A 21,859-nucleotide genomic window follows, 5' to 3' on the forward strand; every position below is an offset into this window, starting at 1 on the left:
GGGCGATCGGCGTTACCGGGTCTCGGCCTACGCGAGCCAGCGCTTGAGGCCGGCGAGGACCTCGGGGTGGTTGAGGATGCCGAAGTGGTCGGTGCTGCCGACGTGGAGGGTCTCGGCGTCCGGGAACATCTCGGCGCCGCGCCGGTCTCGACCCACCGCGGACCGGGGTCGCACCAGGTAGTCACCCAACACGTTGCCGATCGGGTGCCGCGCCGACTCCGTGATGGTGGCGGCCACCAGCCGGTAGCGCGCCTCCTTGAGCGGCGGCAGCTCGTCGACGTACCCGTCGACGAGGTCGCGGACCCCCTCGGAGCGCTTGTCGAGGATCCGGCCGAACGCCGAGGTCTCCGGCAGCAGGGCGAGCAGCCGGCTCCCGTGGCCGATGCCCCAGGCGATCGGCGCGCCGCGGTGGGGCGATCCGAGCGTGACCACGTCGGTGACGCGGTCGGCCCAGGTCTCGACAGGCGCGACCGGCGAGGAGGCGTCGTCGAGCGCGAGCACGTTGAGCGCGGCCCGCATGATCAGGCCGCCCATCGAGTGACCGACCAGCGCGATCCGCTCGACCTCGACCGGCCAGGCGTCGACGACGTCGCGCAGGAGCGCGGCGAGGATGACGCCGTTCTCGCGGATCGGGAGACCGGTGTTCGCGCGGAGGTAGACCGGGGTCCAGCCGAGCTCCGCGAGCGCCTCGCCGTACGTCGTGCCGGTGCGCTCGCGGTGCAGGTTCCAGTACGCCTCGTTCTCGCACAGCCCGTGCATGAACACGACCAGGCGGCCGGTGGCGCCAGGGAAGGCCTGGGCGAGGTCGTCGGTGGTCACCCGGACGTCGCGACCTCCGGACCGGACCGTCATCGGGATCGCCAGCTGCGGCCGGTCGCGGAGCAGCTCGTCGCCGATCAGGCCGTTGACCGCGGACGAGACGAACCGACCGCGGGCGCCGTCCTCGAGCCGCGGCCCGACCCCGGTCGAGGCCAGCTTGTCGAGGCCGGCGCTGCTCTTGCGCAGGGCCAGCCCGAGCCCGCCGTACACCGCCGCCGCGGCGCCGCGGTGGACGGTCTCGATCGGGGTCGCAGCAGATCCCAGGCCCAGGCGGAGCACGCCGTGCACCCGTCGCGTCACGGCGTCGTGCGTGTCCCGGGCGCTGCCGACGACGAGCTCGTCGGTGACCGAGGCGAGGAGCGAGAGCGCGTCGACGACGCTGGCTCCGGGTGCCGGTGGCGGCGCGGTGTGCATGACCGGCACAGTAGCGCCTCAGTGCACAGTCGTGCACTGAGGCCTCTCGGCGTGTCTCAGGCCTCGGTCTGCTCGTCGTCGTCGGCCGGTGCCTCGGGCTCGACGACTGCCTCGGCCTCGGCCTCGGGGTCGCCGATCGTGCCGTCGGGGCGAAGGTTCTTGAGCTCGACGGGGTTACCGGAGGCGTCCTTGACGGTCGCGCCCTCGACCAGCTGCGCGAGCGCCTTGCCGCGGCGGATCTCCTGCACCATCTCGGGCACGTGGTTGTGCTCGAGCATGTGGTTGACGAACTCCTGCGGGTCCTGGCCGGACTGCTGCGCGCGCCGCACCATGTGCTCGGTCAGCTCGCCCTGGTCGACGCCGATCTCGCCCTTGTCGGCGATCTCGTCGAGCAGGAACTGGGCGGCGACCGCGTCGCGGACCCGGCGGTCGAGGTCGGCCTCGAACTCCTCCTGGGTCTGGCCCTCCTCCTCGAGGTAGGCGTCCAGGGTCATCCCGGCGTAGGAGAGCTGCTGCTCGACGCTCTCACGCCGGGCGTTGAGCTCCTCGGTGACGAGGGTCTCGGGCAACGGGATCTCGACGCGGTCGAGCAGCGCCTCGAGGACGGCGTCGCGCGCGGCCGCGGCCTGTTCGAGCCGCTTGCCGCGGGCCAGCCGCTCCCGGACGTCGTCCTGGAGCTCGGCGAAGGTGTCGAACTCGGAGGCCATCTGCGCGAAGTCGTCGTCGAGCTCGGGGAGCTCCTGCTCCTGGACCTGGCTCACGGCCACGGCCACCTCGACGTCCTCGCCGACCAGGTCGCCGTTGACGAGCTGGGAGGTGAAGACCTTCTCCTCGCCGGCGGAGACGCCGACGAGCGCCTCGTCGAGGCCGTCGATCATGCCACCGCGGCCGACCTGGTAGGAGAAGCCGGAGATCTCGGCGCCCTCGACGGCCTCGCCGTCCTTGGTCGCCTTGAGGTCGAGGACGACGAAGTCGCCGTCCTGGGCCGGACGCTCGACGTCGATCAGGGTGCCGAACCGGGCGCGCAGCGCGTCGACCTGCTCGGTGACGTCGTCCTCGCTCACCTCGATGTCGTCGACCGACACCTCGAGGCCGTCGGTCTCCGGCAGCACGATCTCGGGCTTGATGTCGACCTCGGCGGTGAACTCGAGGGGGCCGTCGTCGTCGTACTTGACGACCTCGACGTCGGGCTGGGCGAGCGGGACCAGGTCGTTGGCCTGCAGCGCCTCGATGTACTTGGTGCCGAGGACGTCGTTGAGCGCCTCCTCGCGGGCGGCGCCGGGGAACTGGCGGTCGATGATCGCGGGCGGCACCTTCCCCTTGCGGAACCCGGGGATGTTGATCTGCTTCGCGATCTTCTGGTACGCCGCGTCGAGGCTCGGCTTGAGCTCCTCGAAGGGCACCTCGACGGTCAGCTTGGCCCTGGTCGGGCTCAAGGTCTCGACGGCGCTCTTCACAGGCTTGTTCTCCTTCATGGATATGAGTGATGCGTCGGGGCGACAGGACTCGAACCTGCGATCTCCTGCTCCCAAAGCAGGCGCGCTAGCCACTACGCTACGCCCCGCCAAGAGGCTTCCGACGAGGCGCCGGATCCCGCCCGAAGGCGGCACCGGCAAGCCCGACGAAGGCTCCTTGGAGCGGATGACGGGAATCGAACCCGCGTAGCCAGTTTGGAAGACTGGGGCTCTACCATTGAGCTACATCCGCGCACGTGCAAACGCGGATGTCATGGTGCCACAGGCACGGTCATCGGCCCCAACCAGCGAGCGCCCTGAGACCGTCCGAGGACGAGGCCGGTCTCAGAGCAGGTGCGAAGATCGAGTAGCGCCACGGCTGAGCCTGCGAGGCCGTGACGCGCGTATCGAGATCCGGTGAGACGGACGCTGACCGCAATCAGCGGCGGTGCACCAGCAGCAGTGCCCGGTCGTCGTCGCGCGAGCCGACCTTGGCCGCGAGCCGTTCCGCGAGGCCGTCGAGCGAGTTGCGGAAGAGCTGCTCGGCGACACCCAGCATCTCGTCGATGCCGAGCTCGATGTCGCGCCGCGGCTCCTCCACCATGCCGTCGGTGTAGAGCAGCAGGACGTCGCCGGAGCCGAGCCGCCCCCGCCTCGGCTCGTAGTCGACCGAGGGGATGAGGCCGAGCACCGGGCCCTCCGTCTGGATCGCCAGCCAGCGTCCGGACCCGGCGAACCGCTGCACCGGCGGCGGATGACCGGCCGTCCGGAGCTCGTAGTCACCGGTCGCCAGGTCGAGCGAGAGGTGCACCGCCGTGGCGAAGCCCTCGTCCCAGTCGCGCTGGAGCAGGTAGTCGTTGGCGGCGGGCAGGAAGTGCCGGGGAGGGAGAGCACCGATCAGGCCGCCCATGGCGCCCGAGAGCTGGAGCGCCCGGGTGCCGGCCGCCTCTCCCTTGCCCGAGACGTCCACGACAGCCACCTCGAGCCGCCGGCCGTCCTCCCGCGTGGTCGCCACGACGAAGTCCCCGGCGAACGGCGAGCCGCCGGCCGAGGACAGGGCGGACTCGACCAGCCAGTTGTCCGGCAGCCGCGGGATCGTCCCCTGCGCCAGGATCCGGTCGCGCAGGTCGACGAGCATCGACTCGCCGCGCCGCTGGCCGATCCCGAGCGTGCTGCGGCGCACGCTGATGACCAGGGCGATGACGCAGAGCAGGATCAGGATCGCCATCGCCGCGATCAGCCGCGGCGTGCTGGTGGGCTGCTGCATCTGGGCGATGAGGAGCGCGACGATGAGGAGGGCCAGCAGCCAGGTCATGGTCCGCGGACCCAGCAGCAGCGCTCCGAGCACCAGCGGCACGCTGAGCGCGGTGAACGGGACCTGCATCGGGTACATGCCGACGCCGAGGAGGATCGCGACAGCGAGCAGCACCAGCCCGAACAGGATCCAGAGCTCCGTGCCGAGTGACGTGATCGACCTGCGCGGGCTCACCGCGCGGACCTCGACCGGAACGCCGGCTGGCACCGGCTGCACCAGAACAGGTTGCGACCGCCGAGCACCGTGGTGCTGACCGCGCGACCGCAGACGTGGCACGGCTGGCCGGCCCGGCGGTAGACGTAGACCTCTCCCCCGTGATCGTCGTCGCGCGGCGGACGGCCCATCGCCTCGGGCTCGTGCTCGGGACGGACCGTGTCGATGATGCCGGTGCGCACGCCCTCGGCCATCAGCACCACCAGGTCGTCCCACATCGCCTGCCACTGCCCCGACCGCAGGGTCCGTCCCGCGCGCAGCGGGTGGATCCGGTGCCGGAACAGCAGCTCGGCGCGATAGACGTTGCCGACGCCGGCGACCACGGACTGGTCCATCAGCAGCGTCCCGATCGGCGCCGCACTGCGGCTGATCCGCGCCCACGCGCGGTCCGGGTCGGCGTCCGGCCGGAGCGGGTCGGGGCCGATCCGGGCGACGACCGCGTCGCGCTCGGCGGTCGTGACCAGCGCGCAGATCGTGGCGCCCCGGAGGTCGGCGTACGCCTTGCCGTCGACGCGGACCAGACGCAGCCGGACCTCCCCGACCGGCGCCGGGACGTCGGACACCAGGTCGTGGACGTCGAAGCTGCCGTAGAGGCCGAGGTGGACGTGGATGTGGCGGTCGCCGCCGACGTCGATGAAGAGGTGCTTGCCCCAGGTCTCGGCGCCGCGCACCTCGGTGCCGTCGAGCTGGGCGGCCGCCTCCGCGAACCGTCCCTGCGGACTCCCGACCCGCACCTGCTGGTCGCCGAAGACGTCGGTGACCTGGCGGGCGAGCCGGTGCAGGGTATGGCCTTCAGGCATCGTCAGCCGGCCCGCCGGGGACCGAGCGGGCCGATGCGGGCAACGGAGGGAGCTCTCCGGTGGCTTCGTACGACGACATCTGGCCGATCCTGCGGGCGTGCCGCTCGTCGCCCGGGAACGGTGTGGTGAGGAAGACCTCGACCAGCCGGACCAGCTCCTCGAGCGAGTGCATCCGTCCGCCGACCGCGACCACCCAGGCGTCGTTGTGCTCGCGGGCCAGGGACGCGGTGTCCTCCGACCACGCGAGCGCCGCCCGGATCCCCTTCACCTTGTTGGCCGCGATCTGCTCGCCGTTGCCCGATCCGCCGATCACCACGCCGAGGCTGTCGAGGCCGGCGGCCCGATCCCTCGCCACGCCCTCGGCCGCGCGCAGGCAGAAGACCGGGTAGTCGTCGAGGGCGTCGTACACGAAGGGACCGTGGTCGACCGGCTCGTAACCGTGTTCGGTCAGCCACCCGGTGAGGTGGCTCTTGAGGTCGAGACCGGCATGGTCGCAACCGAGGTGCACGCGCATGGCGGACATCCTGGCAGAAACGACCGTCGCCCTTGTCAGAAGTGGTGCAGGCGGCGGGCGGCCTCCGCCACCGAGCCGCTCATCGACGGGTAGACCGTGAACGCCTGGGCGAGCTGGTCGGCCGTGATCGACTCCGCGACCGCCAGCGACACCGGGTGGATCAGCTCGCTCGCCCGAGGTCCGACCACGACCCCACCGACGACGATCCCGGTGCCCGGCCGGCAGAACAGCTTCACGAAGCCGTCGTGCACGCCCTGCATCTTGGCGCGCGGGTTGCCGCGGAGCGGGAGCATCACCGTCTCGGCCTGGATCTCGCCCGCGTCGATGGCGCGCTGCGACCATCCGACGGTCGCGATCTCGGGGGCGGTGAACACGTTCGACGAGACCCGCTTGAGGTCGAGCGGCGCCACGGCGTCGCCGAGGAAGTGCCACATCGCGATCCGGCCCTGCATCGCGGCGACCGACGCCAGCATCAGGACTCCCGTGCAGTCGCCGGCCGCGTAGACGCCGCGCGCCGACGTACGCGACACCCGGTCGACCTTGACGAAGCCGCCGTCGTCGAGCGTCACCCCCGCCTCCTCCAGGCCGACGCCGGCGGTGTTCGGGACCGAGCCGAGCGCCAGGATGCAGTGCGATCCCTGGACCTCGCGGCCGTCGGTGAGCCGGACGGTCACGACGTCGCCGGAGCGGGTGACCGACTCCATCCTCGACTGCCCGAGCACCTTCATGCCGCGGCGGGTGAGGACGTCCTCGAGCACCTGCGCCGCGTCGGCGTCCTCGCCGGGGAGCACCCGGTCGCGGGACGACACCAGGGTGACCGGGATCCCGAGCGCGAGGTAGGCGCTGGCGAACTCCGCGCCGGTCACGCCGGAACCGACCACGATCAGCTCGGTGGGCACCTCGGTGAGGTCGTAGACCTGCTCCCAGGTGAGGATCCGCTCCCCGTCGGGCACCGCGCTCGGCAGGGTGCGCGGTGCGGCCCCGGTCGCCACCAGGACCGCGTCGGCCGTGAGCGTCTCGGTGCCACCGTCGGCGAGCTCGGCGACGACGGCGCCCGGGCTGTCGAGCAGCCCGCGGCCGGGTACGACGCGCACCTTCTCCCGCTCGAGCCGGCGCGCGATGTCGGCGGACTGGTCGGAGGCGAGGCGCTTGACCCGGGCGTTGACCTTCGCCAGGTCGACCTCAAGCGTCGTGCTGAGGTCCCCCTGGTGGTCGCGCGCCTCGATGCCGAGCTCGGCGGCCTCCGCCATGTCGGTCATCAGCTCGGCTGTCGCGATCAGTGTCTTGCTCGGCACGCAGTCGGTGAGGACCGCCGAGCCACCCACCCCGTCGGTGTCGACGACGGTCACGTCGGCTCCGAGCTGCGCGGCGACCAGCGCCGACTCATACCCGCCAGGACCGCCGCCGATGATCACCACGCGAGACATGGCGCTCATTGTTGCAGCCTCAGTTGAGCCGGTTGCGGTAGCTGGGCAGCCGGAACGCCCGCTCGTAGTGCCCGCCCGCGAAGTCGGTCGAGCGGTTGCCGACCATTGCGATCACCGTGTGGCCCGCCCGCTCCAGCTCGCGGCGGCAGCGAGTCTTCCCATGGGCGATCGACTCGGACCGGTATCGGCCGCAGACGGCTGCGAACCGGTAGCCCGCCCTCCCCAGCACCCGCGTGATGTCCGTCAGCTCGGACCGCCGTCGCGCCGTCGCGAAAGAGACCTTCACCCCATCCCGACGGGCGTGGGTGGCGAACCTCAGCACCGGCCGCACCGGCTCGGGGAACGCGTAGTGGCTGGCGATCGCCGTGTTGTCGATGTCCAGCACGATCGCCAGTCGTCCGCCGCCGCGCTCCACCCGGCGGTCCAACCACCTGTGGGATCCCCTCATCGCGGCCCGCACGTCGGCGAGCCACTGCTTCTTCGTCGGCAGTGGTCGTGCGGCGGCGGGTACGGCCGGCTGGAGCGCGAGGAGAAGCACGAGGCAGAGGAGGACACGGATCAGGGAACGGAGATCTCGATACGTCCGGTCGCGGGCTCGCAAGCTCGCCCGCGCGGACACTCGATCTCTTCGTCCGACGGCGCCCGCTCGCAGGCTCGCGGCCACCTGGACTTCAGAGGTTGATCATGTGGCCGGCGATGCCCTCGATGGCTTCCTTCATGGCCTCCGACAGGGTCGGGTGCGCGAAGACGTTGCGGGCGACCTCGTCGGCTGTGAGGTCCCACTGCTGCGCGAGCGTCAGCGCCGGCAGCAGCTCGGTGACCTCCGGCCCGATCATGTGCGCCCCGAGGATCTCGTTGTGCTCGGCGTCGGCCACGATCTTCACGAAGCCGACCCCCTCGGCCATGCCGCGGGCCTTGCCGTTCGCGGAGAACGGGAAGGACGACGTCTTCACGTCGTAGCCCATCTCCTTGGCCTGCGCCTCGGAGTAGCCGAACGACGCGATCTGCGGCTGGCAGAAGGTCGCGCGCGGGATCATGTCGAAGTTGATCTCCATGGTCTCCGCGTCCGCGATCGTCTCGGCCGCGACCACGCCCATCGCCTCGGCGGTGTGCGCCAGCATCAGCTTCCCGGTGCAGTCGCCGATCGCGTAGACGCCGTCGACGTTGGTGCGGCCGCGCTCGTCCACGGCGATCGCGCCGCGGTCGGTGAGCTCGACGCCGGCGGCCTCCCGGCCGAAGCCCTCGACCCGCGGCGCGAAGCCGAACGCCGCGAGGAACTTGTCGGCCTCGAGGACGTTCTCCTCGCCGCCGTCGGCCGGAGCGACGGTGACCTTGACGCCCGACCCGGTGTCCTCGACCTTCTTGACGGCGGTCGAGGTCAGCACCTTGACGCCGAGCTTCTTGTACTGACGGGCCAGCTCCTTGGAGACGTCCGCGTCCTCGGTGGGCACCATCCGGTCGAGGTACTCGACGATGGTGACGTCGACGCCGAAGTTCTTCAGCACGTAGGCGAACTCGACGCCGATGGCGCCGGAGCCGCCGATGACGATCGACCCGGGCAGCTGGTCGGTGAGGATCTGCTCCTCGTAGGTGACCACGTTGTCGCTGAGCTCCACGCCGGGGACCAGCCGTACGCCGGCGCCGGTGGCGATGATCAGGTTGTCGAACTCGTACGACGTCGTCTGGCCGTCCTTCTCGACGTCGATGGCCTTCGGGCCGGTGAGCGTGCCCCAGCCGTCGATCTCGGTGATCTTGTTCTTCTTCATCAGGTAGTGGACGCCCTTGGCGCTCGCGTCGGCCACCTTGCGGCTGCGGGCGTGGGTCACGCCGAAGTCCATGGTCGCGTCACCGGAGATCCCGAAGGTGTCCTTCTCCTGCGTGATGATGTGCGCGAGCTCGGCGTTCCTCAGCAGCGCCTTCGACGGGATGCACCCGACGTTGAGACAGACACCACCCCAGTACTTCTCCTCCACCACGGCGACGGACTTGCCGAGCTGGGCGGCGCGGATGGCGGCGACGTAGCCACCGGGGCCGGCGCCGAGAACGAGGACATCGAAGTGGGAGGTCACAGGCGCCAGCGTAATGGCCGCGCCAGCGCTTGTGCTCACCGCGGCCGTGCGCGAGAGTGCCCGCAGAGTCGGCGGTATCTCGTGGCCGCCGGCACGTCTCGAAGGAGCTCCCTCTCGTGTCCATCATCCGTGCCCTTCTTCTCACCTGCGCGCTCGTGGCGACCGGCCTGGTCGCGGCTCCCGCTCCGCCGGCGACCGCCGGCCCGGCGGTCAACGTGATCGTCACGCTCGCCCCCTCCGCCGATCCTGGATCGGCGTCGCGGGCTCTCCTCGGCAGCAGCGGCGAGGTCAGCCACATCTACCGCCACGCCATCAACGGCTTCGCGGCGTCCGTCCCCGAAGCCCTCCTCTCCGTCCTGCGCGGCGACGCCCGCGTGCGGAGGATCGAGATCGATCGCGGTGTCCGTGCCAGCGACACCCAGACGCCGACGCCGAGCTGGGGCATCGACCGGATCGACCAGCGCGACCTGCCGCTCAACAACTCCTACACCTACGGGCCGACCGGCAGCGGCGTGAACGCCTACGTGGTGGACACCGGGATCCTGACCACCCACCCGGACTTCGGGGGGCGGGCGTCCCACGGCACCGACACTGTCGACGGCGACGCGAACGCGACCGACTGCAACGGACACGGCACGCACGTGGCCGGCACCGTCGGCGGGTCGGCCTACGGGGTGGCCAAGAGCGCGCGGCTGATCGCGGTGCGCGTCCTGGGCTGCGACGGCTCCGGCAGCACCGCCGGCGTGATCGCCGGGCTCGACTGGGTCGTCGCCCACCACCAGGCAGGCGTTCCTGCCGTGGCGAACATGAGCCTGGGCGGCGCCGCCTCGCTGGCGCTGGACGACGCGGTCCGCCGCGTCATCGCCGACGGCGTGACCATGGCCGTCGCCGCGGGCAACGAGAACACCGACGCCTGCCGCAAGTCACCGGCGCGCACCGCGCAGGCGCTCACGGTCGCCGCCAGCGACCGCAACGACGCCCGCGCGTCGTTCTCCAACAGGGGCAGCTGCGTGGACCTGTTCGCGCCCGGCGTCGACATCACGTCGGCGTGGCTCGCCAACGGGTCGCAGACGATCAGCGGGACGTCGATGGCCGCACCGCACGTGGCCGGCGTGGCTGCGCAGTACCTCACCACCCACCCGGGCGCCTCGCCGAGCGAGGTCTCGGCGGCAGTCCTCGCCCGCACCACCAAGGACAAGATCAGCGGGACCGACCGGACCTGCGTGCTGATCCTGTGCTCGGTCGCCACGCCGAACAACGATCTCCTCGTCAGCTACTGACGCCACCGCGGCGGCGTACGACGCGCCGTGCAGGTCCTCTAGCCTGTGCGCGTGACGTCGTACGCCGCCTACGGGACCAACCTGGACCCTGCCCGGATGGGCGAGCGGTGTCCCCACTCCCCGCTCCAGACGACGGGCTGGCTCACCGGGTGGCGGCTGACCTTCGGCGGTGAGGAGCACGGGTGGGACGGCTCGCTCGCGACCATCGTCCAGGATCCGCTGGAGCAGGTCTTCGTCGCTCTGTACGACCTGAGCCCGCAGGACGAGCCGCTGCTGGACCAGTGGGAGTCGGCTGACTCCGGTCTCTACCGCAAGACGAAGGTCCGGGTCGCGACCCTGACCGGCTCGGTCGTCGCGTGGACCTACGTGCTCGACGCCTACGAGGGCGGGCTGCCCTCGGCGTCGTACCTCGGCGTGCTGGCCGACGCCGCCGAGGCCGCCGACGCACCCGACGACTACGTCGCCGCGCTCCGGCGCCGCCCCTGCCGCTCGACGGGCCTGTAACCCGTCCCGCCCCGGGGTCGTTGAGCAGGGCGTGCCCTCACTGACCCGCCTGCTCGTCACGGCCTCCTGCGGTGCCGCAGCACTCGCAGCGTTCGTCGTACCGACCCCCAGCGCCCCGGCGGAGCCCACCACCGCCAGCGCCTCCACTCCTGCCGACCTCGCTCCCGCGCCGGGCTTCCGCGCGGCCGCACCCGCGGGCCTGCGGGACGTGATGTGGGTCGGCAACAACTGGGACGGCACCGCGAGCATCGTCGACGCGCACTCGTTCAAGGTGCTCAAGCGCGGCGTCAACCTGATCCCGGACAAGAGCCAGGAGCTGAACGCGATCTTCACCAACCCGGTCAAGCTGGCGCTCTTCCTCGCGATCCGGGTCGGCCCGGGCGAGGGCCACGACCAGTACGTCGACGACATGTTCACGACCCCCGACGGTCGCTACCTGGCCGTGTCGCGTCCGAGCTTCGCCGATGTGGTCTGGATCGACATCCGGCGCGCGACCCTCGGCCTCCCCGACCCGATCGTGCGTGAGCAGCAGATGGACGGCTTCCGCACCGACCACATGGGCCTCTCCCCCGACGGCCTGCGGCTCCTGGTGTCGGACTCCACGTCGCGCCAGGTCATCGAGTACGCCATGGTCGACCAGCCGCTGGCCGACGGCACCGAGGCCGAGATGGGCGACCGGCTCCGCACCTTCCCGTCCGGCGAGACCCCGCACGAGAGCAACTACACCAAGAGCGGCGGCCGGATCTTCCACGCCTCGATCGGCCGGGTCTACACGCCCGGCGACGGCACCGAAGCGCTCGACGACCTCTTCGACCCGCTGACGGACCCGGTCAAGGGCGACCGGTGGTTCCAGATCGTGCGCAGCCGCAACTTCAAGATCCTCAAGCGCTGGGAGATCGGCCACGAGCTCGAGGAAGCCGGCTTCCCGCACATGAGCAGCGCCGTCCGGCCGATGGCGATCGCGCCCGGATCCCGCTACGTCTACTTCCAGGTCTCCTTCTTCCACGGCTACGTCAAGTTCGACACCCAGGCGCCCGACCTCAACGGCACGACGGACTACACGCTCCAGGGCCTGCCGGAGCCGACCACCGGCCGGGTGCTCGGCATCGTCAACCTCCAGAACCGGGTCCCGACCATGCCGCGCGACCTCTACGTCAACGACTCCGCCCACCACGGCCTCTCGATCAACCGCCAGGGCACCAAGCTGTGCGTGGCCGGCACGATGGACGACTACGCCGCGCTCGTCGACGTGGGCACCGGCAAGGCGACCTACTACGACGAGGCGACCACCGGCCACGACTACGGCAAGCCCTACTGGACGACGGAGGGTCTCGGCGACACCTGCTGGATCTCGTTGAGCGAGAGCGACTCGGTCGCGGTGCTCGACACGAACACCGGCGAGGAGCTCGCGTTCCGCGCGGTCGGCAACCACCCGCAGCGGGTGCGACACGGCTACGTCAGGGAGGCGCTCGCCAGTCAGTGGTGAGCAGTTAACCTCCTCCTCGTGACCGACGAGCCCTCGCCGTACGACCTCGCCCAGCAGGCCGCCGCCCGCATCGCCGACCTCACCGGCGTCGCCCGGCACGACATCGCGCTGGTGCTCGGCTCCGGGTGGCTCCCGGCCGCCGAGATGCTCGGCGAGACCACCGCCGAGATCGACGCGACCGAGGTGCCCGGGTTCGCCAAGGCCGCCGTCGCGGGCCACTCCGGGAAGATCCGCTCGGTCACCCTGCCGAGCGAGGACGGCGACCGCCGGCTGCTGGTCTTCCTGAGCCGGACGCACTACTACGAGGGTCGCGGTGTCGGCCCGGTCGTCCACGGCGTGCGTACGGCGGCCGCGGCCGGGTGTCGCGCGATCGTGCTGACCAACGGGTGCGGCGGGCTCAAGGAGCACTGGACGCCCGGCACGCCGGTGCTGATCAGCGACCACATCAACCTGACCGGCCAGTCGCCCATCGTGGGCGCGACCTTCGTCGACCTCACCGACCTCTACTCGGCGCGGCTGCGGGAGATCTGCCAGGAGATCGAGCCCTCGCTCGACGAGGGTGTCTACGTGCAGTTCCCCGGGCCGCACTACGAGACCCCGGCCGAGATCGGGATGGTGCGCGCGATCGGCGGCCACCTGGCCGGCATGAGCACCACCCTCGAGGCGATCGCGGCCCGGGAGGCGGGGATGGAGGTCCTCGGCATCAGCCTGGTGACCAACCTCGCCGCCGGGATGAGCGGCGAGCCGCTCGACCACGCCGAGGTGCTCGAGGCCGGGCGCGCGGCCGCCACCCGGATGGGCGAGCTGCTCACCCGGGTCGTGCCGCGGATCTGACCTCAGGCGCCGGCGGAGACGAACCGCCGGCCGACCCGCTCGAGGAGGTCCGCCAGCTCCGCGGGCCCCTCGACGGTGAACGGGCAGTCGAGGTTGGCGAGGATCATCACCGGCCAGTCGAGGGTGTCGGTGTTGAGCAGCATCCGGCACTCGGTGTCGGAGATCGGCTCGACCGAGCCCCAGCGGCCCATCAGCGCCTCGACCTCGTCGGCGGAAGCGGCCAGCCGGACCCGCACCTGGTGTCGCTGCGGTTGCGACCGCAGCCCGTCGCGGACGAACCCGACGGCGTCGCCGCCCGGTAGTGCCCGTGGCCGGAACCGCTGCCCGGTCAGCATCGGCGCGCCGTCGACCCGGTCGATCCGGAACGACCGCCAGTCCTGCCGGTCGCGGTCGTAGGCGACGAGGTACCACCGGCGGCCGAGGTTGACCAGCCGGTGCGGCTCCACCCGCCGGCCGGTCGCGGTGCCGTCGGCGGCCGTGTAGTCGAAGGTCACCGCCTCGTCGTCGCGGCACGCCTGGGCGAAGGTGGTCAGGACGCCGGCATCGAGGACCGGTCCGCCCGACCACGGCGTACCGTCCGTCTGCGTCTTGAGCGCGTCCATCCGGCGACGCAGCCGCGGGGGCATCAGCGCGATCACCTTGGTCAGCGCCTGGACCGACGTCTCCTCGATCCCGCCGACGTGACCGCCGGCCGTGGACCGCAGGCCGACGGCGATCGCCACGGCCTCGTCGTCCTCGAGGAGCAGCGGTGGGAGGTTCGACCCGGCCCGCAGCTGGTAGCCGCCGGCGACCCCGCGGACCGCCTCGACGTCGTACCCGAGGTCGCGGAGCCGGTCGACGTCGCGCCGCAGCGTGCGGGGGCTCACCTCGAGTCGGTCGGACAGCTCTCCTCCGGACCAGAACCGGTGGGTCTGCAACAGGGACAACAGCCGCAGCATGCGGGCACTCGTGCTCATGTTTTCCACCTTGAATCTGATTGCGGTCAATAACTGACCGCATTGATTCCTAGCGTAGTGGTCATGACCCACCACAACGAGATGCACACCAGGGGGCCGGTGATCCGCACCGTCGGGCTCACCCGCCACTACACGCGCAACAAGCAGACGATCGAGGCCGTCCGCGGGCTCGACCTGGAGATCGCGCCCGGCGAGCTGGTCGCTTTCCTCGGTCCGAACGGCGCCGGCAAGTCGACGACGCTCCGGATGCTGACCACGCTGATCGCTCCGACGGCGGGGACGGCGGAGGTCGCCGGCTTCGACGTCATCCGCGACCGGGCCGCGGTCCGGCGCTCGATCGGGTACGTCGGTCAGGGCAACGCCGCCGGCCACCAGTACCGCGGGCGCGACGAGCTCATCAGCCAGGCCCGCGCCCACGGCCTGTCCCGCGGCGACGCGCGGGCCCGGAGCGAGGAGCTGCTCGAGGCGTTCGACCTCACCGAGCACGCCGACCGGCCGGTCTCGCAGCTGTCGGGCGGCCAGCGTCGCCGGCTCGACGTGGCCATCGGCCTGGTCCAGGAGCCGGCGATCCTCTTCCTCGACGAGCCGTCGACCGGGCTCGACCCCCAGAACCGGGTGAACCTGCAAGAGCAGGTACGGCGGCTCAACGCCGAGCTCGGCACCACGATCGTGCTCACCACCCACTACCTCGAGGAGGCCGACGCGCTCGCCGGTCGCGTGATCGTCATCGACCACGGACGGGTGATCGCGGACGACACCGCCGCAGCGCTGAAGTCCGCGCTCGGGGACCTGGTGTCCCTGGACTTCGGCTCCGCCGGCGACGCCATGGCCGGCGCCGCTGGCGCCGACCGGATCCCCGGCGCGCACGTCACGGTCGACGGCAGCAACGTCAGCGTCCGCGCGCCGTTCGGAAGGGACGCGGCTCCCGGCCTGGTCGCCGACCTCGCGGCCGCGGGGACCCCCGTCACCCGGATGGAGGTCGTCGGACCGACGCTCGACGACGTCTTCCTCAACCTCACCGGTCGCAGCCTGCGTGAGTCCGACGACACCACCGACACCAGCGACGCCGTCGACGCCGCCGGCGAGCACGAAGGAGAAGCAGCATGACCATCGAGATCACCCAGGTCCGCGAGCCGGTTTCGACGGCCGTCGTCCGCCGTACCGCCGTCGCGTCCGCGCCCGTCGGGATCCTGGCCGACATCCGCAACGTGTTCGTCCGCGAGCTGATGCCGGTGCTCCGCAACCCGGCCTCGGTCCTGTTCGCGATGGTCCAGCCGCTCGTGTTCCTCGCCCTGTTCGCGCCACTGCTCCCGGAGACCCCGACCGGCTCGGCACTGCAGTGGTTCGTGCCGGGGATCGTGTCGATGACGGCGCTGATGAGCGCGTCGTTCACCGGCGCCAACCTCAGCGAGGAGATCGTGAGCGGATCGTTCGAGCGCCTGCTCGTGTCGCCGGCACGACGCTCGGCGCTGATGATCGGAAAGTCGCTGCGGGAGATGGTGCCGCTCGTCCTGCAGACCCTGGTGATCGTGGTCGCGGTGGCGCCGTTCGCCTTCGACGTGCACGTCATCGGGATCGTCAGCGGCATCCTGGTGCTGGTCCCGTTCAGCGTGGGCCTCGGCGCGCTCAGCCTCGCCCTCGCGGTGGCGGCCAAGGACCAGGCGTGGGTGTTCTGGACCGTGCAGCAGACGGCGATCTTCCCGCTGCTCCTGCTCGCCGGCGTCCTGCTCCCCCTGGACGGCGCGCCGGGCTGGCTGCAGACCGCCGCCGATCTCAACCCGCTGCGCTACATCGTCGACGCCGAGCGGGCGCTCTTCGCCGGCGACTACCCGATGGACACGATCGCCTCAGGCGTCGTCGGCTCGATGGTCGTCGGAGTCCTCGGGCTGTGGGTCGGTGTGCGGGCGATGAACCGCGCCAGCTGAACCGCCCTGTCGAACGCCGAGCCGGCTCTTGTGACCAAGAGCCGGCTCGGCGTTCAGCGCGGTTGGGGCAGCCGGCCGAACACGCGGTTGCAACCGCTGCCGGCACAACGCGACAGCACCCTGGTGCGGTGGGTCAGCGCCCGCCGGATCGCGCGGTAGTCGCGGTCCCAGAAGCGGTTGTGCAGGGCGTACGGGTCGCGCCGGCGGTCGAAGAGGATGCCGGTGCCGGGCTTGCCGGCCCGGTGGCCGAACAGGTAGCGGGTGGTCGTGACCCCTCGGTAGTCCCAGCCCGGGGTGTCGTCGGGGCGCCGGTCGCCGGTCTGCACCAGGATCGTGTCGCGCGCCGGTCGACGGTCGTCGTCGCGGAGCCGGTCGATGCTGACGCCGTCGAGCCGGCGTCCCGGCGTCGCGCCGGCCCAGTCGACGATCGACGCGACCAGGTCGACCAGGCTGACCGGGGTCTGGTCGACGGTGCCAGGAGCGAAGCCCGGGCCCCGGACCACCAGCGGGACGTCGAGGACCTCGTCGAAGAGGAAGTTCTTGGAGGAGAGCCGGTGCTCGCCGAGCGCGTAGCCGTTGTCGGACGTGAAGACGATGTAGGTGTTGGCGAGTTCGCCGAGGCGGTCCAGCCTGGCCACGGTCGCCGCGACCGCGTCGTCCACCGACCGCAGCGACCGCACCCGCGCGTGGAAGAGGGCCGCGACCCGGGCCCGGCTGACCTTCGGCATCCGCAGTCCGCGCGGCAGGTCGCCGATCCGCTGCTCGTTGAAGGAAGGAGCGCCGAAGGAGGTCGGTCTCACCCCGCGGTACGCGTCGTCGTACTTGCGCTGCCACCGCGGCAGGTACGGCCGGGTGAGGGCCACGTGCGGCGCCACGTGGTTGATCACGGTGAAGAACGGTGCGCGGCCGACGGCGAACATGCGGAAGGCGTCGTCCGTCCGCTCGGTCATGGTGTCCGTGACGTACTCGTTGCGGACCCGGTCGCCGTTGAAGAAACGGCCCCACCGGTAGGAGTAGATCCCGCCCATCTGGGCGTCCCAGAGCGTCCAGCCGGCCGGCTTCTGCCGCGGGCGCAGTCGCTCGTAGCCGTTGAGGAACTTGCCGTGGTACGACGTCCGGTAGCCCGCCGCCTGGAGCCACCTGCCGATGTTGTTGTCGGGGTTGCGCAGTCGCTTTGCTCCTCCCCAGCGGCCGGTGTTGTGCCGGACGCCGTTGTTCTGCCCGTACTGCCCGGTGACCAGCTCCGCCCGCGCCGGGCAGCACATCGGGTGCGGCGAGATCGCGTTGCTGAACCGGACACCCTGGTTGACCAGCAGCCGCCGCGTCTTGGGGAGGAAGCGCAGCTCGTCGGCCCGCATGTCGTCGGTGAGGATCACCACGACGTTGGGGCGACCCGCGCGGTTCATCTCGGTCGGGGCCGACGAGCTCGGATCGCGGACGACGGCGGGCGCGCTCGTCAGCACCGCCACGGTCGCCAGCAGCACGGCGACGAACGCTCCCCTGGTCCCACTCACGCGCCGAAAACTAGCCGAGGCGCCCAGCCGCTCCGACGGGTGCCCGGAAGTCGCTGCCACACTGCAACGAGTCGGCGGTCACGCATCCTGCCGCGCGAGCCGGCGGCGCAGGCCGTCCTCGCAGCCGCGCATCATCCGGTGGTGGTTCCAGCGCAGCAGCGGGCGGGCGACGTACGACGCTGCCGCGAGCGCGCCGGTCACCGAGACCTCCTGGGTGAAGTCGGTCCGGGTGCCGCCGCCGGTCGGGACCAGTGTCCAGCGCACCCACCCGGCGAGGTCGCCGCTGACGGCGACCTCGAGCACCGGCGCCTCCCGGGAGACCGCGTCCAGGACCAGGTCGAGGGTGTAGGGCAGCGCCGACCGGACCAGCACCCGCGCGGTGTCCGGGCCGAGCTTCGCGACCGCCCGCACCTGCGGCCACCACTCCGGGTAGTGCTCGAGGTCGAGCACCGTCTCGGCGACGTCGGGGACCTGGGCCGCGGTCACCCACGACGCGCTGAAGGAGTACGACGCCTGCACGCGCCCATCATGCCGGGCGCGCCTCAGCAGTCGCCGCCGAAGCTGCCCTTGTTCAGGCCGGGTGCCCGCGGGTGGCGGACACCCTTGGCGAGGTCGTAGTTGCGGAGCCAGTCGACGAGCACGCACGACTTCCTCATCTCCTTGGCGCCCGCCCCGACCATGCGCATCCGGACGGTCATCGGGATCTTCGGGATCGCGGCTGCCGCGCCGAGCGACGCCACCACCCTGCCGTTGATGAACCAGCTGATCTTGCGCCCGGTGACCTGCACGGCGTAGAGCCGGCCCTCGGTCGCTCCGCGGCGGTAGCCGGTGAGGGTCTTGCTCCACCGCGTGGTGCCGGCATTGGCGCCGATCTGGACGCTGGTGCCCCCGACCGGGGCGCGGGCGATGGTGATGTTGTGGCGACCGCAGTCGTACGCGGCGGGGTCGGCGGGGATCAGCTCGAGGACGAAGGCGTAAGGACTGCCGCCGGGTGCGTCCCCGAACTGCGGCTGGTTGTACATCCGGACCCGCTCCCGGAGCTCCCAGCGGCCGAGCCGGGCCGGCTTGCCCTCGAGTGTCAGGGTCGTGGTGCCGAAGTCCGGGGTCACGGTGTTGCGGATCACCTCGCCGCTGTGGAACTCGATCCCGCCGCCGTACTTGACCGCCCGGCCGGTGCCGGTCGACTGGTCGATCCACCGGCCGCCGCGGATGTTCGCGCCCCGGTAGGGTCCGTCGGAGAGGGACTCCCCGAACTCCCAGGCGAAGTCCCACTGCATCGTGCGCCACCCGTACCGCTGCGCGGCGGAGGGTCCGTCGCCCGCCCGGGCAGAGGTCAACGGGGCCTCGGCCGTGCCCGGCGCGAGGGTGGCCGGACCGACCACGAGCGCGGTCGCGAGCGTGGCGAGGCGGAGCGTGAATCCGGTCCTGCTCATCACTGCTCACCTCGCTTCGGGTCCGGGGTCCTGACCGACTCGTCGGTCGAGAGCCGGGTGTACACCCCGTCCGCGCTCCTGGTGTAGACCGCGTAGTTGTAGCTGGCGCTCGGGTTGATCTGGTGGTCGTCGAGATAGGTCTTCGCCTCGCCGTCGATGGTCGCGATGACGTGCGACGGGTTCGAGGCGTTCGGGTCGCCGAAGCTCGTGCGCGCGATGACGATCCGGCGGCGCTCGGGGTCGGCCGGGAGGTTCCAGCTCAACCGGATCGAGGACGTCGTGACGTCAGTAGCCACCAGGCCCGTCACCGGGTCCGGCCGGCGGACGACCTCGACGTGGAACGGCAGCGACGGGAACCAGCCGATGTCGTCGCCGCCCTGCGTCCAGTCGCCCAGCACCGTCCGGTAGACGCCGCTGTCGTCCAGGACGGGCGACCGGTTCGAGAACGCGGCCAGCCCTTCCGGGCCGAGCTGCCCCTGGGCGACGAACGTCCACTCGTGCGTGCTCTCGTCGCGCTGCTGGAGCTCGACCCGGCGCCCGGCCAGTGCCGGCCGCTTCGGTCCGCTGGGGACGCGGACGGTGTCGATCCTGAGGTCGTAGGCCTCGCCCACGACGGCGAACCCGCGCGGCAGCGGCACGTCGGCCGGAGCCAGCTCGTCGAGGAAGACGTCGGCGTCCTGGTGGACGGTCTTGAACTGGTGAGCGTCCGTGTCCGCCTGTCGGCTGTGCAGGCGGACGTAGACGGCGTTCATCGCAGGGGCAGGGAACATGAAGTCGAACTCGCCGTTCGCCTGCGTCAGGATGCTGAACGGCCTCCCGTCCCTCGGGTCGACGACCTCGGACCAGATGCACGTCGGGCAACCCCGCCGCTGGAGGAAGATCCGCTGCTCCCCGTTGCCCATGTCGCCGTGGAACCGGACCGACTGCCCGCCGTACGTGTTGCCGCCAGGGGTGACGGTCAGGGAGCCGAGCCGGGCCGCGCCGGTGCTCGACGGCATCGCGAACAGGGCGACGACCACGGCGGTCACCGGCGCCCAGCAGAGGAGCTTCGCCAGCACCCCACCTCGTCGCTCCCTGCGCATTGTCACATCCGATAATGTACGTTCTCGAGCCGGATGCCGCCCGCATTCGACGGAACCGGGCAGGTGCGACGGCACCCGGGGAACCCGGTCCGCTGCCGGGACCGCGACCGCGCCACGGTGGCGCTACCGTGCCGCCATGACCACGCCCGACGTCGACGTCCTCGTCACCCGCGCCCGCGCCTGGCTCGCGGAGGACCCCGACGAGCAGACCCGGGCGCACCTGGCTGAGCTCGTCGCGCAGGTCGAGGACGGCGCGCCGGCGGCCGCCGTCGCCGACCTCGCCGACCGGTTCCGCGGCACTCTCGAGTTCGGCACCGCGGGGCTGCGCGGTGCGCTCGGCGCCGGCCCGAACCGGATGAACCGGGTGGTGGTGATGCGGGCCGCGGCCGGGCTCGCGTCGTACCTCCGCGAGCAGGGTGCGGCCGCAGGCAGCACCGTGGTGATCGGGTACGACGCCCGGCACAAGTCGGACGTGTTTGCCCGGGACACCGGCGAGGTGATGAGCGGTGCCGGGCTGACCCCGCTGCTGCTCCCCCGCCCGCTGCCCACGCCGCTGCTCGCCTTCGCGATCCGCGAGCTCGGCGCCGTCGCGGGCGTGATGGTCACCGCGAGCCACAACCCGCCGCAGGACAACGGCTACAAGGTCTACCTCGGCGACGGCAGCCAGATCGTGCCGCCGGCCGACGCCGAGATCGCGGCCCGGATCGCGGCGGTCGGCGCTCTGGCCTCGGTGCCGCTGGTGCCGATCGGCGAGACCGGTGGCCGGGTGCTGGGCGAGGACATCATCGACTCCTACCTCGACACGGTCGCCGGCCTCGCCGCCGACGGTCCCCGCGACCTCGAGGTCGTCTACACCCCGTTGCACGGGGTGGGCGGCACCTCGGTCGTGCAGGTGCTCGAGACGGCCGGCTTCTCCTCGCCACAGGTGGTGGAGGCGCAGGAGCAGCCCGACGCGGACTTCCCGACCGTCGCCTTCCCCAACCCGGAGGAGCCCGGGGCGATGGACCTGGCCATCGCGCTCGCGGAGCGATCGGATGCCGACATCGTCGTGGCCAACGACCCCGACGCCGACCGGTGCGCGGCCGCGGTCCCCGGCCCCGACGGCTGGCGGATGCTGCGCGGCGACGAGGTCGGCGCCCTGCTGGCGTCCCACCTGCTGCAGCGCGGCAAGCGCGGCACCTACGCGACCTCGATCGTGTCGTCCTCGCTGCTCGGCAAGCTGGCAGCCGCCGCCGGCCAGGAGTACGTCGAGACCCTCACCGGGTTCAAGTGGATCGGCCGCCTCCCGAACCTCGCGTTCGGCTACGAGGAGGCGCTCGGCTACTGCGTCGACCCCGAGCACGTGGCCGACAAGGACGGCGTCTCCGCGCTGCTCCTGCTCTGCGAGGTCGCCGCCGAGGCGAAGGCCGCCGGCCGCGGGCTGCCGGACCTGCTCGACGACATCGCGGTCGAGCACGGCCTCCACGCGACCGACCAGGTCTCCGTGCGGGTGAGCGACCTCGGCGAGATCACCGCCGCGATGGCCCGGCTGCGGGATGCGCCACCGACCGCGCTCGGCGGGCTCGCGGTCCTGGAGGCCGAGGACCTGAGCGTCGGCTCCGCTGCGCTGCCCCCGACCGACGGGCTGCGCTACCGCCTCGCCGACGGCGCACGCGTGATCGTGCGGCCGAGCGGCACCGAGCCGAAGCTCAAGTGCTACCTGGAGGTCGTCGTACCGGTGACCGACGGCGACGTCGACGCGGCCAGGGCCGCCGCCGCGGAGACGCTGGCCGCGATGAAGACCGACTTCGCCGCGACAGCCGGGATCTAGCGCTGCCGGC

At 71.7% G+C, this 21,859-nt stretch carries 20 protein-coding genes and 2 tRNA genes; 7 read left to right on the forward strand and 15 right to left on the reverse strand.

Annotation, left to right across the window (positions count from 1 at the left end; genetic code table 11):
* Window positions 1–27: 27 nt before the first annotated feature.
* The 10 genes from SHK19_RS16550 to lpdA form a co-directional block, all read right to left on the reverse strand.
* The gene (locus tag SHK19_RS16550; protein WP_322936887.1) at window positions 28–1,233 is read right to left on the reverse strand and encodes an esterase/lipase family protein; all 1,206 of its coding nucleotides are present in this window, start codon (window positions 1,231–1,233) and stop codon (window positions 28–30) included.
* 56 nt (window positions 1,234–1,289) lie between these two features.
* Entirely contained in the window at window positions 1,290–2,690 is a 1,401-nt protein-coding gene (tig, locus tag SHK19_RS16555) for a trigger factor (RefSeq protein ID WP_322456472.1), read from the reverse strand.
* 34 nt (window positions 2,691–2,724) lie between these two features.
* Window positions 2,725–2,797: transfer RNA gene (locus tag SHK19_RS16560), tRNA-Pro, on the reverse strand.
* 69 nt (window positions 2,798–2,866) lie between these two features.
* Window positions 2,867–2,940 (reverse strand) — tRNA-Gly (locus SHK19_RS16565).
* 186 nt (window positions 2,941–3,126) lie between these two features.
* A complete protein-coding gene (locus SHK19_RS16570) occupies window positions 3,127–4,218 on the reverse strand; it encodes a PP2C family protein-serine/threonine phosphatase (RefSeq protein ID WP_322936888.1) in 1,092 nt (363 codons plus the stop codon).
* Entirely contained in the window at window positions 4,173–5,015 is an 843-nt protein-coding gene (locus tag SHK19_RS16575) for an Fpg/Nei family DNA glycosylase (RefSeq protein ID WP_322936889.1), read from the reverse strand. Before SHK19_RS16575 ends, SHK19_RS16570 begins: the two co-directional genes overlap by 46 nt.
* Window positions 5,008–5,529 (reverse strand): ribose-5-phosphate isomerase, encoded by a 522-nt coding sequence (locus SHK19_RS16580; protein ID WP_322456469.1) that lies wholly within the window; start codon window positions 5,527–5,529, stop codon window positions 5,008–5,010. The genes SHK19_RS16575 and SHK19_RS16580 overlap by 8 nt, the downstream gene beginning before the upstream one ends.
* A gap of 35 nt (window positions 5,530–5,564) precedes the next feature.
* Window positions 5,565–6,956: an NAD(P)H-quinone dehydrogenase gene (locus tag SHK19_RS16585; RefSeq protein WP_322938706.1), complete on the reverse strand. Its 1,392-nt coding sequence runs from the start codon at window positions 6,954–6,956 to the stop codon at window positions 5,565–5,567.
* 19 nt (window positions 6,957–6,975) lie between these two features.
* The gene (locus SHK19_RS16590; protein WP_322936890.1) at window positions 6,976–7,494 is read right to left on the reverse strand and encodes an HAD family acid phosphatase; all 519 of its coding nucleotides are present in this window, start codon (window positions 7,492–7,494) and stop codon (window positions 6,976–6,978) included.
* A gap of 133 nt (window positions 7,495–7,627) precedes the next feature.
* On the reverse strand, window positions 7,628–9,025 hold the full coding sequence (gene lpdA, locus SHK19_RS16595; protein WP_322456466.1) for a dihydrolipoyl dehydrogenase: 1,398 nt from the start codon (window positions 9,023–9,025) through the stop codon (window positions 7,628–7,630).
* Between the two features lie 116 nt (window positions 9,026–9,141).
* Here lpdA and SHK19_RS16600 point away from each other — a divergent pair, with 116 nt between their 5' ends.
* Genes SHK19_RS16600 through SHK19_RS16615 form a run of 4 tightly spaced genes read left to right on the forward strand, consistent with a single transcriptional unit; the run spans window position 9,142 to window position 13,129 of the window.
* Window positions 9,142–10,305 (forward strand): S8 family peptidase, encoded by a 1,164-nt coding sequence (locus tag SHK19_RS16600; RefSeq protein WP_322456465.1) that lies wholly within the window; start codon window positions 9,142–9,144, stop codon window positions 10,303–10,305.
* 51 nt (window positions 10,306–10,356) lie between these two features.
* Window positions 10,357–10,809, forward strand: coding sequence for a gamma-glutamylcyclotransferase family protein (locus tag SHK19_RS16605; protein ID WP_322936891.1), 453 nt, complete (start codon window positions 10,357–10,359; stop codon window positions 10,807–10,809).
* Window positions 10,810–10,840: 31 nt separating this feature from the next.
* The gene (locus SHK19_RS16610; protein WP_322456463.1) at window positions 10,841–12,295 is read left to right on the forward strand and encodes a YncE family protein; all 1,455 of its coding nucleotides are present in this window, start codon (window positions 10,841–10,843) and stop codon (window positions 12,293–12,295) included.
* A gap of 18 nt (window positions 12,296–12,313) precedes the next feature.
* The gene (locus tag SHK19_RS16615) at window positions 12,314–13,129 is read left to right on the forward strand and encodes a purine-nucleoside phosphorylase (RefSeq protein WP_322456462.1); all 816 of its coding nucleotides are present in this window, start codon (window positions 12,314–12,316) and stop codon (window positions 13,127–13,129) included.
* 2 nt (window positions 13,130–13,131) lie between these two features.
* Here SHK19_RS16615 and SHK19_RS16620 read toward each other — a convergent pair whose 3' ends face one another.
* Entirely contained in the window at window positions 13,132–14,085 is a 954-nt protein-coding gene (locus tag SHK19_RS16620) for a helix-turn-helix transcriptional regulator (protein ID WP_322936892.1), read from the reverse strand.
* Window positions 14,086–14,148: 63 nt separating this feature from the next.
* Here SHK19_RS16620 and SHK19_RS16625 point away from each other — a divergent pair, with 63 nt between their 5' ends.
* Both SHK19_RS16625 and SHK19_RS16630 read left to right on the forward strand, forming a co-directional pair.
* Window positions 14,149–15,192, forward strand: a complete 1,044-nt coding sequence (locus SHK19_RS16625) for an ABC transporter ATP-binding protein (protein WP_322936893.1) — start codon at window positions 14,149–14,151, stop codon at window positions 15,190–15,192.
* Window positions 15,189–16,010 carry an ABC transporter permease gene (locus SHK19_RS16630; RefSeq protein ID WP_322936894.1) on the forward strand — a complete coding sequence of 274 codons (822 nt, stop codon included), beginning with the start codon at window positions 15,189–15,191 and terminating at the stop codon, window positions 16,008–16,010. Before SHK19_RS16625 ends, SHK19_RS16630 begins: the two co-directional genes overlap by 4 nt.
* Window positions 16,011–16,063: 53 nt before the next feature.
* Here the strand turns inward: SHK19_RS16630 and SHK19_RS16635 are convergent, their stop codons facing one another.
* The 4 genes from SHK19_RS16635 to SHK19_RS16650 form a co-directional block, all read right to left on the reverse strand.
* On the reverse strand, window positions 16,064–17,524 hold the full coding sequence (locus SHK19_RS16635) for a sulfatase family protein (RefSeq protein ID WP_322936896.1): 1,461 nt from the start codon (window positions 17,522–17,524) through the stop codon (window positions 16,064–16,066).
* 78 nt (window positions 17,525–17,602) lie between these two features.
* Entirely contained in the window at window positions 17,603–18,043 is a 441-nt protein-coding gene (locus tag SHK19_RS16640; protein WP_322456457.1) for an SRPBCC family protein, read from the reverse strand.
* A 23-nt stretch (window positions 18,044–18,066) separates the two neighbouring features.
* Window positions 18,067–18,957 carry a hypothetical protein gene (locus SHK19_RS16645; protein ID WP_322936897.1) on the reverse strand — a complete coding sequence of 297 codons (891 nt, stop codon included), beginning with the start codon at window positions 18,955–18,957 and terminating at the stop codon, window positions 18,067–18,069.
* Window positions 18,957–20,045: a hypothetical protein gene (locus SHK19_RS16650; protein ID WP_322456455.1), complete on the reverse strand. Its 1,089-nt coding sequence runs from the start codon at window positions 20,043–20,045 to the stop codon at window positions 18,957–18,959. Before SHK19_RS16650 ends, SHK19_RS16645 begins: the two co-directional genes overlap by 1 nt.
* Before the next feature lie 130 nt (window positions 20,046–20,175).
* Between SHK19_RS16650 and SHK19_RS16655 the strand changes: the two genes are divergently transcribed.
* The gene (locus SHK19_RS16655) at window positions 20,176–21,849 is read left to right on the forward strand and encodes a phospho-sugar mutase (RefSeq protein ID WP_322936898.1); all 1,674 of its coding nucleotides are present in this window, start codon (window positions 20,176–20,178) and stop codon (window positions 21,847–21,849) included.
* Window positions 21,850–21,859: the final 10 nt, after the last annotated feature.

Origin of the sequence: Nocardioides bizhenqiangii (genome assembly GCF_034661235.1) — a bacterium.
Taxonomy (GTDB): Bacteria; Actinomycetota; Actinomycetes; order Propionibacteriales; family Nocardioidaceae; genus Nocardioides; species Nocardioides bizhenqiangii.